The sequence below is a fragment of the Janthinobacterium sp. LPB2021202312-11-4 genome, assembly GCF_037049705.1.
Classification (GTDB): Bacteria; Pseudomonadota; Gammaproteobacteria; order Pseudomonadales; family Pseudomonadaceae; genus Aquipseudomonas.
The window spans coordinates 61141-87610 of the sequence record NZ_JBAGKV010000018.1 but is presented as its reverse complement, the minus strand read 5'-3'; the positions used below and the strand labels follow the sequence as shown (position 1 = coordinate 87610).

Here is a 26470-nt window from a genome sequence, read left to right as displayed (position 1 = left end):
TGCCCGCAACCTGACAGGCAGATTACAACTTTGTCAGGTTGGCCTGCGTCTCGGCCACCCACGGTATAAAGCGCTCGTTCCACTTAAACAGAGCTATTCATGAAACTGCTGATCGTCGAAGACCAAGCGAAAACCGGCCATTACCTGCGCCAGGGCCTGACCGAGGCCGGGTTCAATACTGAATTGGTGGCCGACGGCAGCACCGGCCAGCAACTGGCGCTGACCGGCGATTACGCCCTGTTGATCCTCGACGTGATGCTGCCCGGCCGCGATGGCTGGCAGATTCTGCAAGCGGTACGCGGCGCCGGCCTCGACACGCCGGTCCTGTTTCTGACCGCCCGCGACGCGGTGGAGGACCGGGTTCACGGCCTCGAACTCGGCGCCGACGACTACTTGGTCAAGCCGTTTGCGTTTTCCGAATTGCTGGCCCGGGTCCGCAGCCTGCTGCGCCGTGGCAGTGCCGCCCCCCAGGAAACCTCCCTGCAACTGGCCGATCTGCGCCTGGACCTGATCCGCCGCCGGGTCGAACGCAGCGGCCAGCGCATTGACCTGACTGCCAAAGAATTCGCCCTGTTGGAAATGCTCCTGCGCCGGCAAGGTGAAGTGCTGCCCAAATCGCTGATCGCCTCTCAGGTGTGGGACATGAATTTCGACAGTGACACCAATGTCATCGAAGTGGCGATCCGTCGTCTGCGCCTGAAAATCGACGATGACTTCCCCCACAAACTGATCCACACCGTGCGCGGCATGGGTTACGTCCTTGAAGAGCGCGACGCCTGATGCGCCGACTATCATTAAGTAATCGCCTGGCCCTGCTGTTTGCGGCGTGCACGGCGGTGGTGTCGCTGTTTGCCGGGGTGTTGTTCAGCCGCGCCAGCGAAGCGCACTTTATTGAACTCGATCAGCAGTTACTCGACGGTAAGTTGATCGGTTTGCGCCGGGCATTACAGAACATTAAGTCCAGTGAAAGTGAAGTCAAACTGCAGGACGAGCTGAGCCGCCAGGCGGATTTGTCGCTGCGCATTACCGGCAGTGATGGCCAGCGCTGGTACGACAGCTCCATTCGACTACCCAAGGACCTACCGCAACAACCGGGCCTATCGACCCTGAGCAACGACGGCACCGACTATCGCGTGCTGAACGCGCCGCTTTACCTCGACAAACCCGACTCGCCGCAACTGACCCTGCTGCTGGACATCACCCATCACCAGCACTTCCTGCAACGCATGCAAAACCTGATCTGGCTGACCGTCGGCCTCTCGGCCCTGGCCACCGCCCTGCTTGGGGCTTGGGCGGCGCGCAGCGGTTTGCGACCCTTGCGACGGATGAGTGCGGTGGCCAGCGGCGTTTCCGCACACTCGCTCAACGCTCGATTGCCCGAAGAGAACATGCCGCCGGAACTGGCGGAAATGGCCCACAGCTTCAACGCCATGCTCGGACGGCTCGACGACTCTTTTCAACGGCTCTCGGCGTTCTCCGCCGACATCGCCCATGAACTGCGCACACCACTGTCGAACCTGCTGACTCACACCCAAGTCACCCTCACCCGCCCTCGCCCGATCGAGGATTACCGCGAAGCGCTGCACAGCAACCTCGAAGAACTGCAATGGATGGCGCAACTGGTCAACGACATGTTGTACCTGGCCAAGGCTGACCATGGTTTGCTGATGCCCAAGCGCGAACCGCTGGAGCTGGCAACGGAAGTGGATTTGTTGCTGGAGTTTTTTGCGCCATTGGCCGAGGACGCGCAGGTAACGCTAAGCCGTGACGGCGCGGCGACGATGGAGGGCGACCGCAGCATGTTGCGTCGGGCGCTCTCCAACTTGCTGGACAATGCATTGCGGTTCACGCCGGCGAACGGTGAAGTTCGGGTGCGGGTGATTGAGCAGTCCAAAGGCTTGAGCCTGATGGTTGAGAACAGCGGAGACGGGATTTCTGAAGCGTTGTTGCCGCGATTGTTCGACCGCTTTTATCGGGCCGATCCGGCGCGCCAGGAGGGCAGCAGTGAACATGCGGGGTTAGGATTGGCGATTACCCAGTCGATCATCCGCGCCCATGGCGGGCAGATTCGTTGCGAATCGGCTGATGGGTGGACGCGATTTGTGATTGAGTTACCGAAGGGGAATTGAGGCCGGCAGGTCCGGCCCCTTCGCAAGCAAGCCCGCTCCCACAGTTGACCGAGTTGACTCAGACCTGATGTGGGAACGGGCTTGTTCGCGAAAGCGGTGGAGCGCCTTATGAATACCGCAACGCGTGAGCCGGCTCAATCTTCGCCGCTCGCCACGCTGGATATACCGTCGCCAGAAAGCTCAGGATGAAACCCGCGGAGCAAATCAACAACACATCGCCGCCCTGCAGTTCCGAAGGCAAGTTGCTGACGAAGTACACGTCCGAACTGAAGATATGCTGGCCGCTGACGCGCTCCAGCCAACCCACCAGCTCACTGACATTCAGCGCCGCAATCACGCCGAGCACGCCGCCGATCAACGTCCCGACCACCCCGATCACGGTGCCCTGCACCATGAAGATCGCCATGATCTGCCGTGGCGTGGCGCCGATGGTGCGCAGGATCGCGATGTCCGCGCCCTTGTCGTTCACCACCATGATCAAGGTCGCGATGATGTTGAACGCCGCCACCGCGACGATCATCAGCAACAGCAGGCCAATCATGGTTTTTTCCATTTTCATCGCACTGAACAGACTGCCCTGGGTATGGGTCCAGTCGTCAGCCTTGTAATCCGCACCGAGGCCGGTAGCGATGTCGTTCGATACTTTCGGCGCCGCGTACAAATCCTTCACCGCCAGACGCACGCTCTGCACCTGATTCGGCTGCCAGTGCTGCATCTGCGCCGCGTCAGCCATATGGATCAGCGCCATCGAGCCATCCAGCTCGGCACCGACCTTGAACACGCCAACCACGTTCAGCCGCTGCATGCGCGGGGTAATGCCGCCCGGCGCAGTGCTGACTTCCGGCACGATAAGGGTGATCTTGTCGCCGACGTTCAAGCGGAAGCGCCGCGCGGTGATTTCACCGACCACCACGCCAAACTCGCCAGGTTTCAGGTCATCGAGACGACCCTGAACGATGTGCTGCGCGACGATGGAGACTTTGCCTTCCTGCGCCGGGTCGATGCCGCTGACCTGGATCGGCTGCATCGAACCTTTATAAGAGAGCATCCCTTCCATCTCGGTGAACGGCACGGCGGCGGTTACTTCCGGATTTTTCATCGCGGCGGCGGCCACTGGCTGCCAATCGTCGATCGGGTTCACGCCGACGATGGTTGCGTGGGGCACCATGCCGAGGATGCGCGAGCTCATTTCGCGCTGGAAGCCATTCATCACCGACAGCACCACGATCATCGCCAGCACGCCCAGGGCGAGGCCGATCATCGAGGTCATCGAGATGAAGGAGACAAAGCGATTGCGGCGCTTGGCGCGGGTATAGCGCGCGCCGATAAAGATCGATAACGGTCTGAACATTCGCTGGGGCACCGTATAAAAATAAAAGACCCGACGCCTTTTCAGGCATCGGGTTTGGGCCGATCAGATGGCTGTCAGGCGACCTTCCTGCAAATGCAGGACGCGGTCCATCTGGCGGGCCAGGTTCATGTCGTGAGTCACCACCAGGAACGCCGTGCGCATCGAAGTGCTGAGTTCCAGCATCAAATCCTGAATGCCTTGGGCGGTGTGGGAGTCGAGGTTGCCGGTCGGCTCGTCGAGCATCACCAGGCCTGGCTTGTTCACCAGGGCACGGGCGATGGCCACGCGCTGGCGTTCGCCACCGGACAACTCAGACGGCTTGTGCTCCAGACGATGGCCCAGGCCTACCCGCTCCAGCAACGCGGTGGCACGCTGACGTGCTTCCGGGATCGCAGTCTTGCCGATCAGCAGCGGCATGCAGACGTTTTCCAGCGCGGTGAATTCCGGCAACAAGTGGTGGAACTGGTACACAAACCCTAGGGAACGGTTACGCAGCAGGCCACGCTTTTTCTCGCTCAGGGCCGACAGCTCTTCGCCATCGAGCCAGACGCTGCCCTTGGTGGGCGTATCGAGGCCGCCCAGCAGGTTGAGCAAGGTGCTTTTGCCCGAACCCGAGGTGCCGACAATCGCCACACGCTCACCGGGATGCAGTTCCAGTTGCAGACCGGCCAATACTTCTACCGACTCCGGGCCTTCCTCGTAGGATTTGCCCAGGTTACGGCAGCTCAAGATTGCTTTATCACTCATGCCCGACTCACTCATAACGTAGCGCCTCCGCAGGCTGGGTGCGCGCGGCACGCCAGGCTGGATACAGGGTGGCGAGGAAACTCAGAACCAACGCGGCGGCGCAGACCATCAACACGTCCTGGCTCTGCACTTGCGACGGCAGGTAATCAATGAAATACACGTCGGCATTCAGGAATTTATGCCCGATCAGCCCTTCGAGGGCCGAGATCGCGGCGCTGACGTTCAGCGCGGCGAAGATCCCGACCACGGCGCCGATCAGCGTGCCGATCACACCAATGACCGTGCCCTGGACCATGAAGATCGCCATGATCTGCCCCGGCGTGGAGCCCAGGGTCCGCAGGATAGCGATGTCGCCCTTCTTGTCGTTCACCACCATCACCAGCGTGGAGATGATGTTGAAGGCCGCGACGGCCACAATCAGCAGCAGCAACAGACCGATCATGGCTTTTTCCATGCGGATCGCCTGATACAGGTTGCCGTGGGTGCGGGTCCAGTCGCGGGCGTAGTAATGGTCTTCGCCAAGTTGCTGGGCGATGTTCCATGCCGTGCGCGGCGCCTGGAACAGGTCATCGAACTTCAGGCGCAGGCCCTGGACCTGATCCGGCTTCCAGCGATGCAACCTGGCCAGGTCCTGCAGGTTGGTCACGCCGAGGTAACCGTCCAGTTCGCCGGCACCGACATGGAAGATGCCGACCACGGTGAAGCGTTTCATGCGCGGAAACATCCCGGCCGGGGTCACGGTGACTTCCGGCGCGACGAACGTCAGCTTGTCACCGATAGACGCACCTAGCTTGGCGGCGGCCTTGTCGCCGATGACGATGCCGAAGCTGCCGGGGGTCAGGTCGTCGAGTTTGCCCTGCTGCATGAAGTTATCAATGATCGAGACGTTGCGCTCCAGCGCAGGGTCGATGGCATTGAGCAACACCTTGGAGACCTTGCCGTTGTTGGTCAGCAGCCCCTGCATCTGGGTGAATGGCGCAACGGCCGTCACCTGCGGGTTCTGCTTGACCTTGGCGGCCAGGCTTTGCCAGTCGCTGATCGGTTCACCGGACTCGATGGTCGCGTGGGGCACCATGCCCAGCACGCGGGTGCGCATCTCATGATCGAAGCCGTTCATCACCGACAGCACGACGATCATCACGACCACGCCAAGGGCGAGCCCGATCATCGAAGTCAGGGAAATGAACGACACAAAATGATTGCGACGCTTTGCACGGGTATAACGCGTGCCAATAAATACGAAGAGAGGTCTGAACATGTCGGGGCTTGTTCGGAGGGAAAAGGAACGTCCTTGTGGCGGGGGTCGATAACCAGCTTTACACTCAGACCACCGCCGCTACCATGGGTTCGCCATGTCGACATTAGATGAAGAAGATCGCCGCGAATACTACCGTATCGAGGACACGATCGCACTGGAAATTCGGACCCTGTCCGCTCCCGAAGCCGCAGGCCAGGAAGTGTTGCAGGATGCTTCCCCACTCTTCAACCTGCTCAGCGAACTGCACCTGAGTGAATTCGAGTCGCAGCACCTGTTGCGCCAGATCAGTGAGCGCGACCGCGCCATTGCGGCATTCCTGAAATCCCAGAACAAACGCATCGATTTGCTCAGCCAGGTGGTCGCCTTGACTGTGCTCGGGCATATCGGTGAACCGCAACCGGTGATCATCTCCGAAGGCGGCATCGACTTTCAGCACCCGACGCCTATCGCCACTGGCGCGCACCTGTCGGTCAAACTGGTGCTGATGCCGCAAGCCCTGGGCCTGCTGCTCCGGGCCAAGGTCACCCACTGCGACCGCAAGGGCGACGGCTACGACATCGGCACCGAGTTTGAGTACCCGACCGATGCCCAGCGGCAATTGCTGGCCCGCTACATCTTGCAAAAGCAGGCCCAGGAACGACGCTTGGCCCGCGAACAAAACGAATCAGGCATTTAATTAAGGAAGAACCGTGACCCTCATCTACGGCCACCGCGGCGCCAAAGGCGAAGCACCGGAAAACACCCTCACCAGTTTCCAGGAATGCCTCAAGCACGGCGTGCGCCGTTGCGAACTGGACCTGCACCTGTCCATGGACGGCGAACTGATGGTCATCCACGACCCGACGCTCAAGCGCACCACCGACCGGCGCGGCAAAGTGGTCGAGCACACCGCCAAGGATCTGGTGACCTACGACGCGCGCAAGGGCGGCCCGGGCTGGATCAAGCCGTGCCCGATTCCGACGCTGGAAGAATTGTTCGAAAAATGCGATTTCGAGCACTGGCAACTGGAAGTCAAAAGCGCTTCACGCACCCGCGCAGCAACCACCGTACTGGCGATTCGTGAAATGGCAGTACGTCACGGCCTGCTCGACAAGGTGACCATCACCTCAAGTTCTCGCGAAGTGTTGAAAGCCGCGCTGGACCTGGTGCCGGACGTGTCCCGCGGATTGGTGGCCGAGTACGCCTGGCTCGACCCGTTGAAGGTCGCGCAAAGCTATGGCTGTGAGATTCTGGCGCTGAACTGGACCCTGTGCACGCCGGAACGCCTGCAGAAGGCGCAGCGTCAGGGGCTGCATGTGTCGGTATGGACAGTCAACGAGCCCGCGCTAATGCGCAGACTCGCCGACTTCGGCGTTGACAGCCTGATTACAGACTTTCCCGGTTTGGCCACTGCCACCCTCGAGAATTGCTGAAATCGGTCTCCCCGGCCGGCTCAGGCCACCGGCCGGAGCCGCTCAAAAAAGCCGGTTGAGGCCATCGTACGCCGCTACCCGATAGGCTTCGGCCATGGTCGGGTAGTTGAACGTCGTGTTAACGAAGTACTTGAGGGTGTTCAGTTCGCCTGGCTGGTTCATGATCGCCTGGCCGATGTGAACAATCTCCGACGCCTGATAACCGAAGCAGTGAACGCCCAGCACTTCCAGGGTCTCGCGGTGGAACAGGATCTTCAGCATGCCCTGAGGCTCGCCGGCGATCTGTGCACGCGCCATGCTCTTGAAGAACGCCTTGCCCACTTCGTAAGGTACTTTGGCCTGGGTCAGCTCCTGCTCGTTCTTGCCGATCGAGCTGATCTCCGGAATGGTATAGATGCCGGTCGGCACGTCATTCACAAAGCGCCAGCTACCGTTATCAACGATGCTGCCAGCGGCCGAACGGCCCTGGTCGTGGGCGGCACTGGCCAGGCTCGGCCAGCCGATCACGTCACCGGCACCGTAAATGTTCGGGACGCAGGTGCGATAGGCTTCGTCGACTTCGATCTGGCCACGGCTGTTGACCTTCACGCCGATGTTTTCCATGCCCAGTGCGTCGGTGTTACCGGTCCGGCCGTTGCACCAGAGCAAGGCGTCGGCCTTGATCTTCTTGCCGGACTTGAGGTGCAGGATCACGCCGTTGTCCACGCCTTCGACGCGGTCGTAGTCTTCGTTGTGGCGAACCGTGATGTTGTTGTTGCTGAAGTGATAGCTCAGGGCCTGGGAAATTTCCGAGTCCAGGAAGCTCAGCAACTGACCGCGGTTGTCCACCAATTCAACCAGCACGCCCAGACCGCTGAAGATCGAAGCGTATTCGCAGCCGATCACGCCAGCGCCGTAAACGATGAGTTTGCGCGGGGTGTGGCCGAGGCTGAGGATGGTGTCGCTATCGTAGATACGCGGGTGATGGAAATCGATGTCCGCCGGGCGATAAGGACGCGAGCCGGTGGCAATGATGATGTGCTTGGCCACCAGTTTTTCGACCACGCCGTTGGCGCAGACCACTTCGATGGTTTGCTCGTCGGCGAAGCTGCCGGTGCCGAAGAACACGTCAACGCGGTTACGGGCGTAGTAGCCGGTGCGCGATGCGACTTGTTTGGAAATGACTTTTTCAGCGCTTTTCAGCACGTCCGGGAACGAGAACCAACGCGGCTCACCAATGGCCCGGAACATCGGGTTGGTGTTGAACTGCATGATCTGCCGGACCGAGTGACGCAGTGCCTTGGACGGGATGGTACCCAAGTGGGTGCAGTTGCCGCCGACCTGGCGACGGCTGTCGACCATTGCCACTTTGCGTCCTGCTTTGGCGGCGTTCATTGCCGCACCTTCTCCCGCCGGGCCGGAACCCAATACCACCACGTCGTAGTTGTAGACAGCCATGCATACTCCTCAGAACAGGCCGCGGCGCCCTCGGCACCGGCGGCTAAATCACGCCGATCTGCGGCGTGAAGGAACAATTTGGGGTCAATTCGAACCCGGACACAGTCTATAGAAGCGTCAACGCCGCGCACATTAACCCTTGGTCGCGTCGTAGGCTACTTTTGCCTGCACTACAACGCCAGTCTTCAATGCTCGAATCGCCGCAATCATTCGGTTTTGCCGCCGCTGAGGCGTTCAAAAGCCTGATTGGTCCGTGTGACAAAACCTGTATCGGCACGAATCACAAAGAATGCACCGATGTTGTGTTTTTGCGCGTAGTCCCACCCCCGTTCAGGGCCGAGAATCAGCAACAGCGTCGATAGCCCGTCGGCCATCAGCGTTGAAGGATTAATCACCGTGACGGAGGCGAGTTTGTGGGTGATCGGCGCCCCGCTGCGGGCATCGAACGTGTGGGAATAACGCCGGCCACCCTGCTCAAAATAGTTGCGGTAGTCGCCGGACGTGGACACGCCGTAGCCGTCGACATTGATGATGAGCTCAGCCACTTGCTGATCGTCCCGGGGTTCTTCGAGGGCAATTTTCCACGGTGAACCGTCGAGCTTCTTGCCGGCCGCCTTGAGCTCGCCAGTGGCTTCGGCGAGGTAGTTATGGATGCCTAGCGCTTCGAGCCTGGCGGCGATGGTGTCTACCGAGTAACCGGCGGCGATGCTGTTGAAATCGACCTCGACCGCCGCGTCCTTGCACAACTGATCGCCGTCGATACGCAGGTGCGTGTAGCCAACTCGCTGCATCGCCTCGGCCAGTTTCTCGGCACTCGGGACTTTTTCTTCGCGTCCTTGCGGGCCGAAACCCCAGAGGTTCATCAGCGGTTCAACCGTCAGGTCGTAGGAACCTTCGCTTTTCAGCGACAGTTGTTCGCCGACGCGGACCAATTCGAGGATTGGTGCGGGCATGGTCTGACAGCGATTGGCGGGCAGATCGTTGAAACGCTCGATGTCCGAATCGTTGCGGTAAGTGGACATTTGCCGGTCAACGTCGCCGAGAATTTTCTCGACCTCAGCCTGCACTTCTTTCGGGCCGGGCAAACCGGCGTGGCGCAGGTACTTGATCGAATAGGTGCTGCCCATGGTTGGGCCGCCGAAACTTTCCATCGAATCGCCGTTGCCGCAGCCTGCCAGGGCAACGAACAGCAGCAGGACAACCCCCTTCTTCAACAATCTCACTTCCCCTGCCCCCTCTGACACAACGCCAGTGCCGGCCATTATGCAATACCTGCAGGAGCGAGGCTTGCCCGCGAAGGCGGCCAATCTGACACACCGCCTTCGCGGGCAAGCCTCGTTCCTACAGGGGTCTAATTCGCTTCATCTCTATATTCGTGCCGCGTAATGGCTTTAACGTTTAAGCAGCAAGCTAACTAATTGTTGCCTACGCTAACTCATACACATATCGTTACAAAACTGTTCGGTGCGTGCCTGCGTGCTTGAAGCCGACAGCCAGGAAGCGTCAAGACCAGGGATTTCCAATAAGACAGCCAAAGTGAGTGCGTTCAAATGTCCTCGAATACGGGCAAAGGCAAAGCGATCTTTCGCGTTGTCAGCGGTAATTTTCTTGAGATGTTCGACTTCATGGTCTATGGCTTTTACGCCACGGCCATTGCCAAGACCTTCTTCCCGACCGACAGCGCCTTCGCTTCCCTGATGCTGTCCCTGGCCACCTTCGGTGCCGGGTTCCTGATGCGTCCGCTGGGTGCGATTTTCCTCGGCGCCTACATCGACCGCCATGGTCGTCGCAAAGGGCTGATCATCACCCTCGCCTTGATGGCCGCCGGTACGGTGCTGATTGCCTGTGTGCCGGGTTACGCGACATTGGGCGTGGCCGCGCCGCTGATCGTGCTGTTTGGGCGATTGTTGCAAGGCTTTTCGGCGGGCGTCGAACTGGGCGGTGTGTCGGTCTACCTGGCCGAGATTGCTACCCCGGGCCGCAAAGGCTTCTTCGTCAGTTGGCAGTCCGCCAGCCAACAAGCAGCGGTGGTTTTCGCCGGTTTGCTCGGCGTGGGCTTGAATCACTGGCTCAGCCCGGAACAAATGGGTGACTGGGGCTGGCGCGTGCCGTTCCTGATCGGCTGCATGATCGTGCCGGTGATCTTCGTGATTCGTCGCTCCCTGGAAGAAACCCCGGAATTCCAGGCGCGCAAACATCGCCCTACCCTGCAGGAAATTGTCCGTTCGATCGGCCAGAACTTTGGCATCGTCCTCGCCGGCATGGCGCTGGTGGTCATGACCACGGTGTCGTTTTACCTGATCACCGCTTACACCCCGACCTTCGGCAAAGCCGAGCTGCACTTGTCGGATTTTGATGCGTTGCTGGTGACCGTGTGCATCGGCCTGTCGAACTTCTTCTGGCTGCCGGTGATGGGTGCACTTTCCGACAAGATCGGGCGCAAACCCCTACTGCTGGCGGCGACCATTCTGGCTATCCTCACCGCTTATCCAGCCCTGTCGTGGCTGGTGGCCAACCCGAGCTTCAGTCACTTGCTGATCGTCGAGTTGTGGTTGTCGTTCCTGTATGGCTCGTACAACGGCGCCATGGTGGTGGCCCTGACCGAGATCATGCCGGTAGAAGTTCGTACAACCGGTTTCTCGTTGGCCTACAGCCTGGCGACCGCGACCTTCGGTGGTTTCACGCCGGCGGCGTGCACCTATTTGATCCATGTGCTGGACAACAAGGCTGCGCCGGGGATCTGGCTCAGCGGTGCGGCAATCCTGGGGTTGATCGCGACGCTGGTGTTGTTCCGTGGCAACCGGCATGAATTGCGTACTGCGCAGGCTGCCGTGGTCGGCGGCACTCGATAAATCGCCTTCGCGGGCAAGCCTCACTCCCGTAGGAGCAAGGCTTGCCCGCGATAATTCCCACAGCCCCCATCACCGATTCACCACCTTCAACGACTGACTCCACCCCCCACCCAACGCCTTGTACAACGTCACCTGATTGATCTCCCGCGCCAGCTCCAGTTGCGCCCATTTCTGCTGCGCATCGAACAGCGAGCGCTGGGCGTCCATGGTGGAAAAATAACTGTCGAGCCCCGCCTCAAACCGCAAGCGCGATTGCCGATAGGCCTCTTGATAATCCCCCACCAGTTTTTTCTGGAACTCCACCTGCGTGAGCATTTCCTCCCGGGCGTTCAACGCATCGGCGGCTTCGCGAAAAGCATTCTGCACCGTCGCCTCATAGGCCGCCGCCCGCCCATCGAACCGCGCATGACTGGCGTCTACTTGTGCCCGTCGCGCACCGCCATCAATCAACGGCATCGACCCGGCCAATGCCAGCGACCAGAACTCCGCCGGACCACTGAGCAACCGGGAAAAATCGCCGGTCAGGCTGCCCAGGGCGGAAGTCAGGGAAAACGTCGGAAAGTACGCACTGCGCGCCGCGCCGATGTCGGCGTTGGCGGCACGTAACTGGGCTTCGGCCGACATGATGTCGGGCCGTCGCTCGACCAGCGTCGAAGGCAAACCCGCCGGCACATCCAGCGTCGCCAATTGCTCCCCCAGCGCGCCGGTCGGCAACAAACTCACCGGCACCGGCTGCCCGACCAATACCCGCAACGCGTTGATGTTTTGCGCCACTTGCATGCGGTAAGTGTTGACCTGCACGGCAGCGGTGTTGGTTTGCGCATCGGCCTGGTGCACGTCGATCCGCGCACTGGAGCCCAGGTTGAAACTCTTGCGCAACAACTGCCCGTAGCGGTCCTGGGATTGGTAGGTGGTTTGCGCAAGATCGAGCAAATGCTGATTGGCCTTAAGGCTCAGCCAGGTGCTGGCCACTTCGCCGATTAACGCCAGCCGCGCCGTCTGATAATCCGCCTCGGACGCCTCGAACCGAGCCCCGGCCGCATTGCGCTGACTGCGGATGCGCCCGAAAAAATCTAGCTCGTAGGACGTAAACCCGCCGGTCGCCTGAAATGTATTGGCGATACTGCCGGCACTGTCGCCCCCACCCGGCGTACGCACCAGGGGCGGCAACTTGCTGCGACCTGCGTAGGTGTTGAGACCGATGGTAGGAAAAAGCCCCGACTCGGCACTGTCATACCCGGCCCGCGCCTCTTCAACGCCGGCCGCGAACTGACGCAGGCTGCGGTTGTTGACCAGGGCCAGTTCGATCAACTGGCGCAGTCGGTCATCCACGACAAAACCGCGCCAATCCTTATCGAAGGCCTGCTTGCCGACACAACACTGTCCAGCGGTGTTGGCCGGCCATTGCTGGTCGATCGGCGCATCGGGTTTCTCGTAAGTGGGCTCCAGCGAACAACCGCCGAGCAACACCAAGGACATGAAACAGGAAGTGGGTAAGCAACGGTTCATGGCGCGCACCTACAAGCGTTGGCCGAGCAAGGCTCGCAACGGAGAAAGAAGCAAAGTCCACACACCGGACGACCTGGACACACTGATCGGAGGCAGCGGCTGCTTGTGGGAACGCACCAGCACCGGCCGCCAACGGGGTAGCGGGACGTAGGACGATTCCTTGGCGGGCGCAGGCAAACGCGGCGTATGGTTTTTTTCGCCCAACAACGCTCGCTGCAGCAAGGTGCCAAAGGCCAGCGCCGGTTCGGCCTTGCTCACCACATTGATCGTCGCATCGCTGAATAGCCGCGCAATCAAGGCCCGCCGCGTGCGCTCGTCGAGGTCAACGAAACGCAGGCCCAACTGATCGGCGCCGTGATTGCGCATGACTTCGACGTCCAGCCAACCGAGCCGGTTGATCCACACCTGGCCGCACAACCCGGGTTTGATCGAGGAGGCAAAGGCACAGGTCAACGACGCGCCGCTGAGGGAAATATCCTTCAAGCGCCCCACCAGCGTCTTACCGCCAAAACGGAAACCGGTGGGCTTGTCGAACGGAAAACGCTCCTCGCCGTGCAGCCGTGGCCGGTCAACACAGGCCACCAGCGTCGCCAGGTTGTAGACCAGCGCCACCACGGTCCAGCAAAGGTTGAACATCATGTTGCCGTCGAACGCGGCGGCGGTGCTGATGGCGGTGTAAGCACCGATTTGCGAGAACAACGTCAGCGCAAAAAAGAACCCGAACAGCTTCCAGTGCACCATCGTTTTCGAGCGGTCGAGGCCTTTGGCGGTGACTTTGAAGGGGCGCCCGAATGGCCGGATCATGGCGCTGGCAATGGTCGCCGTGACCGCCAGCGAGGCGACGATCTGCGTGACTTCGGTGAAAATCGGCAAGGTCCGTCGATCTGTCACCCAAGTCCCGTAGCCCCAAAAGGCGATCAGTGCCGGCATGCCGAAGGCGAGGAAATCCACTGGATTGGCGTAGAACCCGGCGATGCCGAAGTACCAGTACAGCACCGGCGACACCAGCATCATCAAAATGAACGGCTTGGAAAACCAGTGCATCAAGCCATGGATGTAGTGCAAGCGGTCATTGAGCGTGTAGCCACTGCCGCGCAGCGGTCCGTCCTTGAGCAGTGCGACCTGGATCGTGCCCAGGCACCAGCGCCCGCGCTGGTTGATGTACTCGGTCAGGCCTTCGGCGGACAAACCGATCGACAGGCGTTCATTCAGCCAACGGGTGACATAGCCTTTTTGCAGCAATCGATACGTTGTGTAGATGTCTTCGCACACCGAGCCTGTAGGAAAACCGCCAATCTCGGTGATCAAATCTCGCCGCACCACGAAGGACGTGCCGACACAAAATGCCGCGTCCCACCCGTCCTTGGCTGGCTGGAACACGTCGAAAAACACCCGTTGCTCATCGACCCAGCACGCCGACGTGCCGAGGTTGTGCTGGATCGGATCGGGGTTGTAGTAGAACTGCGGCGTCTGCACCAGGCCGACTTTCGGGTCATCGAAGAGGCCCAGAGTGCGCATCAGGATCGGCTGTTGCGGCGCGAAATCGGCGTCCAGCACCAGAATGTACGGCGCATTGCTGCCGGCCGCCGACTGACGCAAACCGTTGTTCAAGTTGCCGGCCTTGGCGTGGGAATTGTCCGGACGCCGAGCGTACTGCACACCGACCTCGGCGCAGTAGTCGCGCAACCAGTCGCGGCGGGTGTCATCGAGCACCCAAATGGTGAAATTCGGGTAGTCGATGGCCTGGGCGGCAATGATGGTTTTTTCGAGGATTTCCAGGCCTTCGTTGTAGGTCGCGATAAACACATCCACCGCTGGCACGTTGCGGCCCTGGGCACGCAACCGCCGTTCGCCGGCATCGGCGTCCTGGCGGTGATCCGAACGACAAAGCATGACGATGATGGAAAACAGCGTGTAGCCGATCGCCAGCATTTCGAAGAACAGGAAGGTGTAGGCCCAAACCGTGGCGAAACCGGAATGGCCATCGGGCAAGGTGTCGCGGATTCGCCACGCCGCGTAGTTGACCAGCAACAACGCGGTGACGGCGCCGAACCCTGCGCGGGCGGCCCATTGGTCCCGGTGAGTCAGGCAGGTGAACAGCACCACCACCGCCAGCGTCCAGAAATTGATTTGCAGCAGTTGCAACGAGTCCAGTGCCTGCATGTCAGTCAGCCTCTAGCGAACCGGTAAAGGGATTGACGCCGGTGGCCGCAATCGCCGCCCACGCCGTGGCGCCCAAGTGAGGCAGGTGGTAATAAAAGAAGTCGTTGGTGACGGAGTCCGGGCCTATGGCCAGCCCGGTACTGATGCGCGGTGCCGGGGTTGCAAACAGCCAACCGTTGCCCGCCTCTTGCGCGAGCAACACGCTCCACAGCGGCTGAGCCTTGTCGCTCAAACCGCTCAATTGTGCGACGGCGGCCGCCTGGGCGGTGCCTTCGGTCCATAACCCGTCGGGGTCGCGGTTGAAACCGTAGCCATCGCCCGCCCGGTGCGCATGATCGATAAACGCGAACACCCGCCGCCAATCCTTGGGCGGATCGTGCAAGGCAATCAATGGCCAGATCTGCGCGTCCAGCCCCGAGCGCACGCGGTCAGATGTCTGCCCGTCCGCCCCGGTGCCGATCAGGAAGCGCCCTTCCCCGCTATCCCACTGGCTGGCGACAAATTGCCGGGCAATCTGCGCCTGCCGAGCCGAATCCTGATCCGGTGCCACGGCATTGAGGGCGGTCCAGGCTGCCGCCAAATCGACATTGTGCTCGGTGGATTTCCAGTTCTGCTGGGTCTGTTTCTCAAAGTAGCCGTAGTAGCCGCCGCTGAAGCCGGCCGGGGATTGGCCGTCGTAGGTATTTTTCTCTGACCAGTGCAGGACTTTTCGCGCGGCTTCCAGGTAAGACGCCTCGCCGCTTTGGCGAAACGCCTCCAGCAATGCCAACGCAGCCCAGGCCTGATTGCCGGTGGCGCTACTGACTTGATAGGCGTCCTGATTCCAGGCATTGCGTTCGGTGCTCCAGTAACCCGGCAGTTTCATCGGTGCCGTACCGACCGGCCCGGCGGCGTAGGCATTGCGCAAGCGCCCGTCCTGGTATTCGGGATCGTGGTTCGTGGCGAAGGCCAGCGCATCGGCAATCCTGCGCGCCGATTCGACCTTGCCGCAGGCAAACAGGGCGATGCTGGCCAGGGCGTTGTCGTAAGTGAACGCGACCCCGCGCAAGGCCAGAATCGGTGCCGGCTGACCATTGAGTGGCGGATAACTGGCCACCAGCACCGGGCCGGCCGGCTCCGACGCAACTGCTCTATCCAGCGCCGCACACGTCATCGCCACCAGTTGCGGCCGGGCCTGGGCGGCCAGTGCCGAAGCCCCGCTAACCATCAGCATCGCGCCGACCAAGCCTTGGAAAACCCGGTTCATGGCCGCGACACCTCGGCACTCGCCCACAACCCGGGGTTGCAGGTCATGGCCCGTTGAGCGTCGGTCAGGTCGGCGGCAAAGGTGCCCACCACATACACCGAATTTTGCTCGGCATACGGAAATGGCACGCTGTAGCTGTTGGCGCGAATGTCCGACGCGCTGGACAGCAACTGCACCACGCTGGCCTTGAGCGGTTCGGCCAGACCACGGATTTTCACCGTGAGCACGCTGTCGCGGTCAATCTTGCTGGCCATGCGTTCGGGGAACACCGCGATCACATAACTCTGCCCGCAATCGGTGGCGCGCAGCAGGGTCGATCCGGCCTGCACCAGCGTGCCCTGGGGTGCCAGCAACTCCTGAACAGTGCCCGGCGAATACGCCACCACGTCATAACCGGCCATCAACTTGACCCGGTTCTGTTCGGTTTCGATCAGTTGATTGAGGTTGTCGAGTTCACGCTGATAGGTCGCCCGGTTGCGCGCCTGATTGTCGAGGCTGAGTTTGAGGGTGGTCATTTGCGCGCTGAGATCGAACATGCGCAGTTGATCGGGGTCCAGGTAAACCTGTTTGTTGGCGGCGCTGACATCGCCGTCATTGATCCGTAACTGCGAACGCACCGACTCCGCCGCGCCCTGCAACGACGCCAGTTGCGCTTTCGATGACGCCACAACCGCGCCACTGACCGCGCCCTGGGTGAACAAATCGAGATTGCGCTCGACGGTTTCCTGCGCATCCATTAACCGAGCATTGGCCGCGCTGCTTTCAGCTTTCAGGGCTTTTTGAGTGAAGAGCTGCCGGGTGTGGAAAGCGGTTTGGTACTGCTGACTGGTTCGCTCCAGCGCCTCGTAATACTGCTGATCGTGCTCGGCTTGGCTGGCGGAAGACGACAGCTGCTGCTCCAGCGTCAGGCGTCGGGTTTGCAGGGTGAGCAAGGTCTCTTGATTGGCTCGGGGATTTTCCACCACGGCGATTTTCTGGCCCTGGACGAAGGTTGTGCCGGGTTTGACGTCCAACGTGCTGACGACGCCATCAATCGGTGTGGTCAGCAATATCACCGGCGCATTCAAAATCGCCCGGGTTGCCGAGGCCGATAACAACGGCAGCAGTAACGTCGATAACAGCAACCAGACAATAAACCCCAGGACGCCCAAACCCACCAGGCGAGGTAACAGCGACAACAACTTTGAGCGTTCTTCAGCCATGTTCGACTCTCCCGATAGACCCATGAACACAGATGGCCATAGCCCGTATTGCATAACAGTCAGGCAATAGCAGGCCATGACCGCGAAATACATCTGGCAGGGTGAACAAGAACGAACAAGTGCAATGGACGGCAACTAAGCCGACGCTGTTTTATCTGGATTTATAGTGATGTGAGCAGGAATGAGATTCCTGTCTTTTTGGAAGGTTATATACGGCGCAACGATCAGGATCTTTCTAACACCCGTGGCAGAGCGGGCGCTGTCATTGGCGACACTAGGTTCAGTAGTTGAGACTGTCAAGCATTTGGATAGTACAAATAAATGGCGCCAAATATAGATCACCGCGCATATTGGATCCGTTCCAACCAATAAGCCGCATTAGCGCTTCAACTGTTTATTTTAATGACTGTTTTTATATTTAATGGCAGCACGGAACTTTGTATCTGTTCTGAGATAATTCTGAGTACACAGTTGGAAAGATTAAAAAGATATAAATAGACCACAAACAAAAACGCCCCGACCGAAGTCGGGGCGTTTCATGTGCGGCTAAGGCTTAGCGCGGGAAGGCTGGCGGGTTTACACCGGCCATGTCTTCCATCACGCGAACCACCTGGCAGCTGTAACCGAATTCGTTGTCGTACCAAACGTACAGAACAACGCGGTTGTCTTGGGTGATGGTCGCTTCCGCGTCCACAACACCGGCGTGGCGCGAGCCAACGAAGTCGGTGGACACTACTTCCTGAGAATTGACGTAGTCGATTTGCTTATGCAGATCGGAGTGCAGCGCCATGTAGCGCAGGTACTCGTTCATCTCTTCGCGGGTGGCGGCTTTCTCAAGGTTCAGGTTGAGAATGGCCATCGACACGTTAGGCGTCGGAACGCGGATCGCGTTACCGGTCAACTTGCCGGCCAGCTCTGGCAATGCCTTGGCAGCAGCGGTGGCAGCACCGGTCTCGGTGATCACCATGTTCAGCGCGGCGCTACGGCCACGACGATCGCCCTTGTGGAAGTTGTCGATCAGGTTCTGGTCGTTGGTGTACGAGTGAACCGTTTCAACGTGACCGTTGACGATGCCGAACTTGTCGTTGACAGCCTTCAGCACCGGCACGATGGCGTTGGTGGTGCAGGAAGCGGCCGAAACGATTTTGTCGTCAGCGGTGATTTCGCCGTGGTTGATGCCGTGAACGATATTCTTCAGCTTGCCTTTACCAGGCGCGGTCAACACAACGCGGTCGATACCCGGGCAGGACAGATGCTGGCCCAGGCCCTCGGCGTCACGCCAAACACCGGTGTTGTCCACCAGCAGCGCGTCTTTGATGCCGTACTGGGTGTAATCCACTTCAGTCGGGTTCTTCGCGTAGATAACCTGGATCAGGTTGCCGTTGGCGGTGATGGTGTTGTTGGCTTCATCAATGGTGATGGTGCCATCGAACGGACCATGGACCGAATCGCGACGCAGCAGGCTGGCACGTTTGACCAGGTCATTCTCGGCGCCCTTGCGAACCACGATGGCGCGCAGACGCAGGCCGTCGCCACCACCGGTTTTCTCGATCAGGATGCGCGCCAGCAGGCGGCCGATACGACCGAAGCCGTACAGGACAACGTCGGTGCCTTTGCGAGCGGAAACGTTTTGCTGACCAACCACGTCGGCCAGTTCTTCACGGACGAACTGCTCGGCAGTACGGCCATTGCCTTCGGTCTTGAATTTGACCGCCAGCTTGCCCAGGTCAACCGAAGCGGCGCCAAGCTTGAGCTCGCTCATGGCTTTGAGCAGGGGGAATGTTTCGTGGACGGACAGTTCGCTGTCGTCGGACTGGCGATGGCGAGCAAAGCGGTGGGCTTTGAGAATCGCAATGACTGAACGATTGATCAGGCTGCGGCCATAGATCGAGCTCACCACGTTGTTATTGCGGTAGAGCTGACCGATAAGCGGAATCATCGCTTCTGCGAGTGCTTCACGGTCGATCCATTCACCAAGACACTGGTCGGGCTTCTGAGTCACGGGAACCTTCCACATATGTAGGGGCAGAAAAAAGGGGCTACATTATGCCGCCGAGTGCCTCTCGTAGCAATGCGCGCCTGTCGTACGAGCCGTAACAAAATTCCGTTCAAAAAAATTACACCGCGCTGAAGCCCAGTAAAACCGGGGCTTCCAGACTCGTCAATTTTTTGATGAGCGTTAGGACTTGTCCGTAACCATCCGAAACACCAGCTCGTTTTCCCACTACATAATCGGCAATTTTCACTAAAAAACCGCTCGATTTTGTCTTTACCACTACATTTCGCCCAACCCGCGTAATAGACACATCTGCAACTGACAGCCGGCACCTGAGGCCGCTACAATTACCGACTTTGTCGCAACGCTTGGAGCTCAACCTTCCGTGCCCGTTCTGCGTCTACCGCTTCTCCCTGCCGCGGCAGGTAAACAGCACTGGGGCAACCTGCCCGGTGCCGCCCTGAGCCTGGCCATCGCCGAGGCCGCCAGCGCTGCCAAGCGCTTTACCCTGCTGCTGACCGCCGATAGCCAAAGTGCCGAACGGCTGGAGCAGGAGCTGAGCTTCTTCGCCCCGGATTTGCCCGTCCTGCATTTTCCCGACTGGGAAACCCTGCCCTACGACCTGTTCTCGCCGCACCAGGACATCATCTCCCAGCGCATTGCCAGCTTATATAGGCTGCCGGAGTTGACCCACGGCGTACTGGTCGTGCCGATCACCACCGCACTGCATCGCCTGGCGCCGACCAAATTCCTGCTCGGCAGCAGCCTGGTGCTGGACGTCGGCCAGAAGCTCGACGTCGAGCAAATGCGTACGCGGCTTGAGGCCAGTGGCTATCGCTATGTCGATACGGTGTACGAGCATGGCGAATTCACCGTACGCGGCTCGCTGATCGATCTGTTCCCGATGGGCAGCAAACTGCCATTTCGGATCGACCTGTTCGACGACGAGATCGAAACCCTTCGCACCTTCGACCCGGACAACCAGCGCTCTATCGACAAGGTCGACACCGTTCGCCTGTTGCCGGCGCGGGAATTTCCGTTGCAAAAGGATGCGGTCACCCGCTTCAAGGCGCGGTTCCGCGAGCGTTTCGATGTGGACTTCCGCCGCTGCCCGATCTTTCAGGATCTGAGCAGCGGGATTACCCCGGCCGGTATCGAGTACTACCTGCCGCTGTTCTTCGACGAAACCTCGACCCTGTTCGATTACCTGCCCCAAGACACCCAGGTGTTTTCCCTGCCGGGCATCGAGCAAGCGGCGGAGAACTTCTGGAACGACGTGCGCAATCGCTACGAAGAGCGCCGCGTCGACCCTTCCCGTCCTTTATTGCCGCCCGCCGAGCTGTTCCTGCCGGTGGAAGACTGCTTCGCCCGCCTGAAAAACTGGCCTCGCGTAGTGGCCAGCCAACAGGACGTGGAAACCGGTGTCGGTCGCGAGCGCTTCCCGGCGCAAGTGCTGCCGAACCTGGCCATCGAAGCCAAGGCCACCCAACCACTCGCGGCGCTGGCCGGTTTCCTCGACGAGTTCCCCGGTCGCGTGCTGTTCACCGCCGAGTCGGCGGGTCGTCGCGAAGTACTGCTGGAACTGCTCGAACGCCTGAAGCTTCGCCCGAAAACCGTCGACAGTTGGCCGGACTTCGTCGCGAGCAAGGATCGCCTGGCGATCACCATCGCGCCGCTGGACGAAGGCCTGCTGCTGGACAACCCGGCTCTGGCATTGATCGCGGAAAGTCCGCTGTTCGGTCAACGGGTGATGCAGCGTCGCCGCCGGGAAAAACGCGCCGACGGCAACAACGATGCCGTGATCAAGAACCTCACCGAGCTGCGCGAAGGTGCGCCAGTGGTGCACATCGATCACGGCGTCGGGCGTTATCTGGGGCTCGCGACCCTGGAAATCGACGATCAGGCTGCCGAATTCCTGACCCTGCAATACGCCGAAGGCGCCAAGCTCTACGTGCCGGTGGCCAACCTGCACTTGATCGCCCGATACACCGGCAGCGACGACGCCCTGGCCCCACTGCATCGTCTCGGCTCCGAAACCTGGCAGAAAGCCAAGCGCAAAGCCGCCGAACAGGTGCGCGATGTCGCCGCCGAGTTGCTCGACATCTATGCCCGCCGCGCCGCCCGCGAAGGTTATGCCTTCGCCGACCCGAAAGCCGATTACGCAACCTTCAGCGCCGGGTTCCCGTTCGAAGAAACCCCGGACCAGCAAACCACCATCGACGCCGTGCGCGCCGACATGCTCGCGCCGAAACCGATGGATCGACTGGTCTGCGGCGACGTGGGTTTCGGCAAGACCGAAGTGGCGATGCGTGCCGCGTTCATCGCGGTGCACGGTGGTCGTCAAGTGGCGATTCTGGTGCCGACCACCCTGCTCGCCCAGCAACACTACAACAGCTTCCGCGACCGCTTCGCCGATTGGCCGGTGAGCGTGGAAGTGATGAGCCGCTTCAAGTCCACCAAGGAAGTGAACGCCGCCATCGCTGAGCTGGCCGAAGGCAAGATCGACATCGTGATCGGCACGCACAAACTGCTGTCCGACGATGTAAAAATCAAAAACCTCGGGCTGGTGATCATCGACGAAGAACACCGCTTCGGTGTCCGTCAGAAAGAACAGCTCAAGGCCCTGCGCAGCGAAGTCGACATTCTCACGCTGACCGCCACGCCGATTCCACGCACGCTGAACATGGCGGTGTCAGGCATGCGCGACCTGTCGATCATCGCCACACCGCCGGCCCGTCGCCTGTCGGTGCGCACCTTCGTCATGGAGCAGAACAAAAGCACGGTCAAGGAAGCCTTGCTCCGTGAGTTGCTGCGTGGTGGTCAGGTCTATTACCTGCACAACGACGTGAAAACCATCGAGAAATGCGCCGCCGACCTCGCCGAACTGGTGCCGGAAGCGCGGATCGGCATCGGCCACGGGCAGATGCGCGAACGCGAACTCGAACAGGTCATGAGTGACTTCTATCACAAGCGCTTCAACGTGCTGATTGCCTCGACCATCATCGAGACTGGAATCGACGTGCCGAGCGCCAACACCATCATCATCGAGCGTGCCGACAAGTTCGGCCTGGCGCAGTTGCACCAGTTGCGCGGTCGGGTCGGCCGCAGTCACCACCAGGCTTACGCCTATCTGCTGACGCCGCCGCGCCAGCAAATCACCGGCGACGCGGAAAAGCGTCTGGAAGCGATTGCCAACACCCAGGACCTCGGCGCGGGCTTCGTGCTTGCCACCAACGACCTGGAAATCCGTGGCGCCGGCGAACTGCTCGGCGACGGCCAGAGCGGGCAGATTCAGGCTGTGGGTTTCACGCTGTACATGGAAATGCTCGAACGCGCGGTGAAGTCCATCCGCAAGGGCGAACAGCCGAACCTCGATCAGCCGCTGGGCGGCGGTCCGGAAGTCAATCTGCGCGTGCCTGCGCTGATTCCCGAGGACTACTTGCCGGACGTTCATGCTCGCTTGATTCTCTACAAGCGCATCGCTTCGGCTACGGATGAAGAAGGTCTCAAGGACCTGCAAGTCGAGATGATCGACCGTTTCGGCCTGCTACCCGAGCCGACCAAAAATCTGGTGCGGATCACGCTGCTGAAGTTGCAGGCCGAACAGTTGGGCATCAAGAAAGTCGACGGCGGCCCGCAAGGTGGTCGCATCGAGTTCGCGGCGCAAACCCCGGTCGACCCGTTGACGCTGATCAAACTGATCCAGAGCCAACCCAAACGCTACAAATTCGAAGGCGCCACGATGTTCAAGTTCATGGTGCCGATGGAGCGCCCGGAAGAGCGCTTTAATACTGTAGAGGCGCTGTTTGAACGCCTCCTCCCGAAAACTGCTTGAAGGACGCCGCATGCGCCTGTTTCGCTCACTGACCTTGTTAATGGCTTTGGTCACCCCTACGGCGTTTGCCGATGATCTGTATCAGGTCGAAATGATTCTGGTCCGGCAAAACGCCGTGCCGGCCATCGTCAGCCGGGCCGCACCGGAAGACTGGGCGGCCGGTGCCCAGCGCCTGAGCCCCGACAGCCAGCGCACGCCGAGCCTTAACAGCGAAGTGGAGAAACTCACCGCCAGCAATGATTACACCGTGTTGCTGCACAAGGCCTGGCAACAGACCCTGGGCGAATCCGCCAGCAAAATCGCGATCAGCGACGGCAAGGAACAGTACGGTCAGTTTCCGATCGAGGGCACGCTGAACCTGAAACTGGGGCGCTTCACCGATGTGGACGCGGACTTCTGGGTCAACCAGATCGACGGCAACGGCATGGTCACCGCCAGCGAACGCCTGAAGCAGGAAAGCCACACCAAGAACGGCCAGCTGAATTTTCTCGATAACGGCCACCTCGGCCTGCTGATCAAGATCACTTCGCTGACCGCCCCTGCGCCTCGGCCAGCTCCTGAACAAATTCCGGACTGATAAGTCCTTATGTCTGCGACCCTGAGCAAACCCCTGGCACCTTCCTGGGTCAGCCGATTCAAGGAACAGAGCCTGGAGCGCGGCCGTCGCTACGCGATAGAGAACCGCGTGAGGATCGTCGAGGCCGGTGACGCAACCATCGTCGCCGCTTGCGAAGGCTCGGGCGGTAACGTTTACCGTCAGACCATTCGCCTGCGCGAGTCAGCCAAAGGCACATTGCTGATGATCGACGCCACGTGCTCTTGCCCGGTCCACAGCAACTGCAAACACTGCGCGGCGGTATTGCTGAAAGTCCAGGAAACCCTGGCTTATCCCGCCGCCGCGCAAGACGCCGAACTGCTGGAAAAACTCCAGGCCGTGCTGGACCGCAGCCCGAAGGCGCCACCACAAGTACTGGTGGACAACGTGCAACCGGTGCCGCGCCTGTGGCTGGCGAGCATCGAGTTCAGCGCTTTCGAACCGCGCAACGGCAAGATGCAGCGTTACATCCAGCATCGCGCGGCACTGTCCTTCAGCTATCTGGATGAATATGTGTCCGGCCAGAAAAATGCCGACGTGCTGATTCGCCAGGAAACACAGACGTTACGGATAAAACGTCACCCCGAAGTCGAACAGGCCTACAGAGAACAGTTAAGAATCCTCGGTTTCAAGATCGCCACCCGGCAGAGCAAGGCCTTGCCGGAAAGCGCCGGCGAACTATTCGAGATGGTCAACGACAGCGCCTGGCTGACGTTCACGCTCAATGAGTTGCCGAAGCTGCGCACCCAGGGCTGGGAGTTGCAGATCGACGAGGACTTCGGGTTTGATCTGACCGCCGTGGACGACTGGTACGCCACCGTCGAACAAGCGCCAGAGCGCGACTGGTTTGACCTGGAACTGGGGATCATCGTCAACGGCGAGCGCCTGAGTTTGCTGCCGATCCTGTTGAACCTGATGCGCTCGCACACCGAAATCCTCAACCCTGAACGCCTGGCCCGACGTCGCGACGACGAGCTGATCCTGGTGAACATCCCGAACCGGCCAAATTCCGAGTACGGCCCGCTGCAAGTCGCCCTGCCCTTCGGCCGCTTGAAACCGGTACTGGCAACTCTCGGCGAGTTCTACCTGCAAGAGCCCGGCGAAACCACGCTGCGCCTGAGCAAGGCCGACGCCACTCGCCTGAATCCGCTCGAAGGCATGCCGTTACTATGGGAAGGCGGCGAGCAGATTCGCACCTTTGCCCAGCGCCTGCGGGACATCAAGGACTTCACGACCACCGCGCCGGAGGGTTTGAACGCCACCTTGCGACCGTATCAGCTCGAAGGCTTGAGCTGGATGCAATCATTGCGACAACTGGAAGTCGGCGGGATTCTCGCGGATGACATGGGCCTGGGCAAAACCCTACAGACCCTGGCGCACGTTCTCACAGAGAAAATCGCCGGACGCCTGGACCGCCCGTGCATGGTGGTGATGCCCACCAGCCTGATCCCCAACTGGCTCGACGAAGCGGCGCACTTCACGCCGCAGCTCAAAGTGTTGGCGCTGTACGGTGCCAGTCGCAAAAAGCACTTCGAGAACCTGACCGATTACGACCTGATCCTGACCACCTACGCGTTGCTGCCCAAGGACGTTGAAACCCTGGCCGCCTTGCCGCTGCACGTTCTGGTGCTGGATGAAGCGCAATACATCAAGAATCCCAACAGCAAGGCTGCCCAAGCGGCTCGTGAACTGAATGCGCGCCAACGCCTGTGCCTGAGCGGTACACCGCTGGAAAACCACTTGGGCGAGTTGTGGTCGCTGTTCCACTTCCTGCTGCCCGGCTGGCTCGGCGATGTCAAAAGCTTCAACCGCGATTACCGCGTGCCGATTGAAAAGCGCGGCAGTGAAGTCAGACTTCAGCACCTCAACGGTCGGATAAAACCGTTTCTGTTGCGTAGGACGAAGGAACAAGTGGCGACGGAATTGCCGCCGAAAACCGAGATCATCCACTGGGTCGAACTCAACGAAGCCCAGCGCGACGTGTACGAAACCATGCGCCTGGCCATGGACAAGAAAGTCCGCGACGAAATTACCCGCAAAGGCGTAGCCCGCAGCCAGATCATCATTCTTGAGGCGCTGTTGAAGTTGCGTCAGGTCTGCTGCGATCTGCGACTGGTCAACGACGCCGCCCTGCCGACCCGTGGCAGCACGTCCGGCAAACTCGACAGCTTGATGGAAATGCTCGAAGAGCTGTTCGAAGAAGGTCGGCGGATTCTGCTGTTCTCGCAGTTCACGTCGATGCTGGCGTTGATCGAAGAAGAGCTGAAAAAACGCGGTGTGGACTACGCGATATTGACCGGACAAACCCGCGACCGACGGGCGCCGGTGAAGGATTTCCAGAGCGGCAAGCGTCAGATTTTTCTGATCAGCCTGAAGGCTGGTGGCGTGGGCTTGAACCTGACCGAAGCCGATACGGTGATTCACTACGACCCATGGTGGAACCCGGCGACGGAAAACCAGGCGACGGACCGGGCTTATCGCATCGGCCAGGAGAAACCGGTATTCGTCTACAAGCTGATTGCCCGGGGTACCGTGGAAGAGAAGATTCAGCATCTGCAAAAGGAAAAATCCGACCTCGCGGCCGGCGTCCTGGACGGACGCTCGGCCGGGGACTGGAAGTTGCAGAGTGACGATATCGAGGCGTTGTTTGCGCCGTTGCCGGATAAGCTCGAGAAGCGTTGATATTGGTGATGTCTGGTCGATCGCTTTCGCGGGCAAGCCTCGCTCCTACAGGATTG

Annotated in this window: 18 protein-coding genes; 8 read left to right on the top strand and 10 right to left on the bottom strand. The window is 60.2% G+C overall.

Features of this window, described 5'->3' with window-relative positions:
• Positions 1 to 99 precede the first annotated feature (99 nt).
• Both V5E99_RS19520 and V5E99_RS19515 read left to right on the top strand, forming a co-directional pair.
• Complete coding sequence (locus tag V5E99_RS19520) at positions 100 to 780, top strand: heavy metal response regulator transcription factor (protein ID WP_499803903.1); 681 nt, start codon at positions 100 to 102, stop codon at positions 778 to 780.
• Positions 780 to 2129 carry a heavy metal sensor histidine kinase gene (locus V5E99_RS19515; RefSeq protein ID WP_499803902.1) on the top strand — a complete coding sequence of 450 codons (1350 nt, stop codon included), beginning with the start codon at positions 780 to 782 and terminating at the stop codon, positions 2127 to 2129. Before V5E99_RS19520 ends, V5E99_RS19515 begins: the two co-directional genes overlap by 1 nt.
• Positions 2130 to 2235: 106 nt before the next feature.
• On the opposite strand, the gene V5E99_RS19510 is transcribed toward V5E99_RS19515, so the two are convergent.
• The 3 genes from V5E99_RS19510 to V5E99_RS19500 all read right to left on the bottom strand — a co-directional run bounded on the left by V5E99_RS19510 (position 2236) and on the right by V5E99_RS19500 (position 5485).
• Positions 2236 to 3480, bottom strand: coding sequence for a lipoprotein-releasing ABC transporter permease subunit (locus V5E99_RS19510; RefSeq protein WP_499803901.1), 1245 nt, complete (start codon positions 3478 to 3480; stop codon positions 2236 to 2238).
• A gap of 63 nt (positions 3481 to 3543) precedes the next feature.
• Positions 3544 to 4227 (bottom strand): lipoprotein-releasing ABC transporter ATP-binding protein LolD, encoded by a 684-nt coding sequence (gene lolD, locus V5E99_RS19505; RefSeq protein WP_499803900.1) that lies wholly within the window; start codon positions 4225 to 4227, stop codon positions 3544 to 3546.
• A gap of 7 nt (positions 4228 to 4234) precedes the next feature.
• On the bottom strand, positions 4235 to 5485 hold the full coding sequence (locus tag V5E99_RS19500; RefSeq protein ID WP_499803899.1) for a lipoprotein-releasing ABC transporter permease subunit: 1251 nt from the start codon (positions 5483 to 5485) through the stop codon (positions 4235 to 4237).
• 94 nt (positions 5486 to 5579) lie between these two features.
• Here V5E99_RS19500 and V5E99_RS19495 point away from each other — a divergent pair, with 94 nt between their 5' ends.
• Together V5E99_RS19495 and V5E99_RS19490 are read left to right on the top strand one after the other, a co-directional pair.
• The gene (locus V5E99_RS19495; protein ID WP_499803898.1) at positions 5580 to 6161 is read left to right on the top strand and encodes a PilZ domain-containing protein; all 582 of its coding nucleotides are present in this window, start codon (positions 5580 to 5582) and stop codon (positions 6159 to 6161) included.
• A gap of 13 nt (positions 6162 to 6174) precedes the next feature.
• Positions 6175 to 6897, top strand: coding sequence for a glycerophosphodiester phosphodiesterase (locus V5E99_RS19490; protein WP_123403413.1), 723 nt, complete (start codon positions 6175 to 6177; stop codon positions 6895 to 6897).
• A 42-nt stretch (positions 6898 to 6939) separates the two neighbouring features.
• Here the strand turns inward: V5E99_RS19490 and sthA are convergent, their stop codons facing one another.
• Positions 6940 to 8334 (bottom strand): Si-specific NAD(P)(+) transhydrogenase, encoded by a 1395-nt coding sequence (gene sthA / locus V5E99_RS19485; protein ID WP_499803897.1) that lies wholly within the window; start codon positions 8332 to 8334, stop codon positions 6940 to 6942.
• Positions 8335 to 8540: 206 nt separating this feature from the next.
• Positions 8541 to 9548 carry an FAD:protein FMN transferase gene (locus tag V5E99_RS19480; protein WP_499803896.1) on the bottom strand — a complete coding sequence of 336 codons (1008 nt, stop codon included), beginning with the start codon at positions 9546 to 9548 and terminating at the stop codon, positions 8541 to 8543.
• Positions 9549 to 9884: 336 nt separating this feature from the next.
• On the opposite strand from V5E99_RS19480, the gene V5E99_RS19475 reads away from it, so the two are divergent.
• On the top strand, positions 9885 to 11186 hold the full coding sequence (locus V5E99_RS19475; RefSeq protein WP_499803895.1) for an MFS transporter: 1302 nt from the start codon (positions 9885 to 9887) through the stop codon (positions 11184 to 11186).
• A gap of 69 nt (positions 11187 to 11255) precedes the next feature.
• On the opposite strand, the gene V5E99_RS19470 is transcribed toward V5E99_RS19475, so the two are convergent.
• From V5E99_RS19470 to V5E99_RS19450, 5 genes are all read right to left on the bottom strand, one after another.
• Positions 11256 to 12695, bottom strand: a complete 1440-nt coding sequence (locus V5E99_RS19470; RefSeq protein ID WP_499803894.1) for an efflux transporter outer membrane subunit — start codon at positions 12693 to 12695, stop codon at positions 11256 to 11258.
• 9 nt (positions 12696 to 12704) lie between these two features.
• Entirely contained in the window at positions 12705 to 14858 is a 2154-nt protein-coding gene (locus V5E99_RS19465) for a glycosyltransferase family 2 protein (RefSeq protein WP_499803893.1), read from the bottom strand.
• A gap of 1 nt (position 14859) precedes the next feature.
• Positions 14860 to 16104, bottom strand: a complete 1245-nt coding sequence (locus V5E99_RS19460; RefSeq protein WP_499803892.1) for a hypothetical protein — start codon at positions 16102 to 16104, stop codon at positions 14860 to 14862.
• Positions 16101 to 17306: an HlyD family secretion protein gene (locus tag V5E99_RS19455; protein ID WP_499803891.1), complete on the bottom strand. Its 1206-nt coding sequence runs from the start codon at positions 17304 to 17306 to the stop codon at positions 16101 to 16103. The genes V5E99_RS19460 and V5E99_RS19455 overlap by 4 nt, the downstream gene beginning before the upstream one ends.
• 553 nt (positions 17307 to 17859) lie before the next feature.
• The gene (locus tag V5E99_RS19450; protein WP_499803890.1) at positions 17860 to 19308 is read right to left on the bottom strand and encodes a glyceraldehyde-3-phosphate dehydrogenase; all 1449 of its coding nucleotides are present in this window, start codon (positions 19306 to 19308) and stop codon (positions 17860 to 17862) included.
• A 379-nt stretch (positions 19309 to 19687) separates the two neighbouring features.
• Between V5E99_RS19450 and mfd the strand changes: the two genes are divergently transcribed.
• From mfd to V5E99_RS19435, 3 genes are read left to right on the top strand one after another with little or no spacing between them, the layout of a single operon-like run.
• Complete coding sequence (gene mfd, locus V5E99_RS19445; RefSeq protein WP_499803889.1) at positions 19688 to 23137, top strand: transcription-repair coupling factor; 3450 nt, start codon at positions 19688 to 19690, stop codon at positions 23135 to 23137.
• 10 nt (positions 23138 to 23147) lie between these two features.
• Positions 23148 to 23714, top strand: coding sequence for a CsiV family protein (locus V5E99_RS19440; protein WP_499803888.1), 567 nt, complete (start codon positions 23148 to 23150; stop codon positions 23712 to 23714).
• Positions 23715 to 23723: 9 nt separating this feature from the next.
• Complete coding sequence (locus tag V5E99_RS19435; protein ID WP_499803887.1) at positions 23724 to 26414, top strand: DEAD/DEAH box helicase; 2691 nt, start codon at positions 23724 to 23726, stop codon at positions 26412 to 26414.
• The last annotated feature ends 56 nt before the right edge of the window (positions 26415 to 26470 follow it).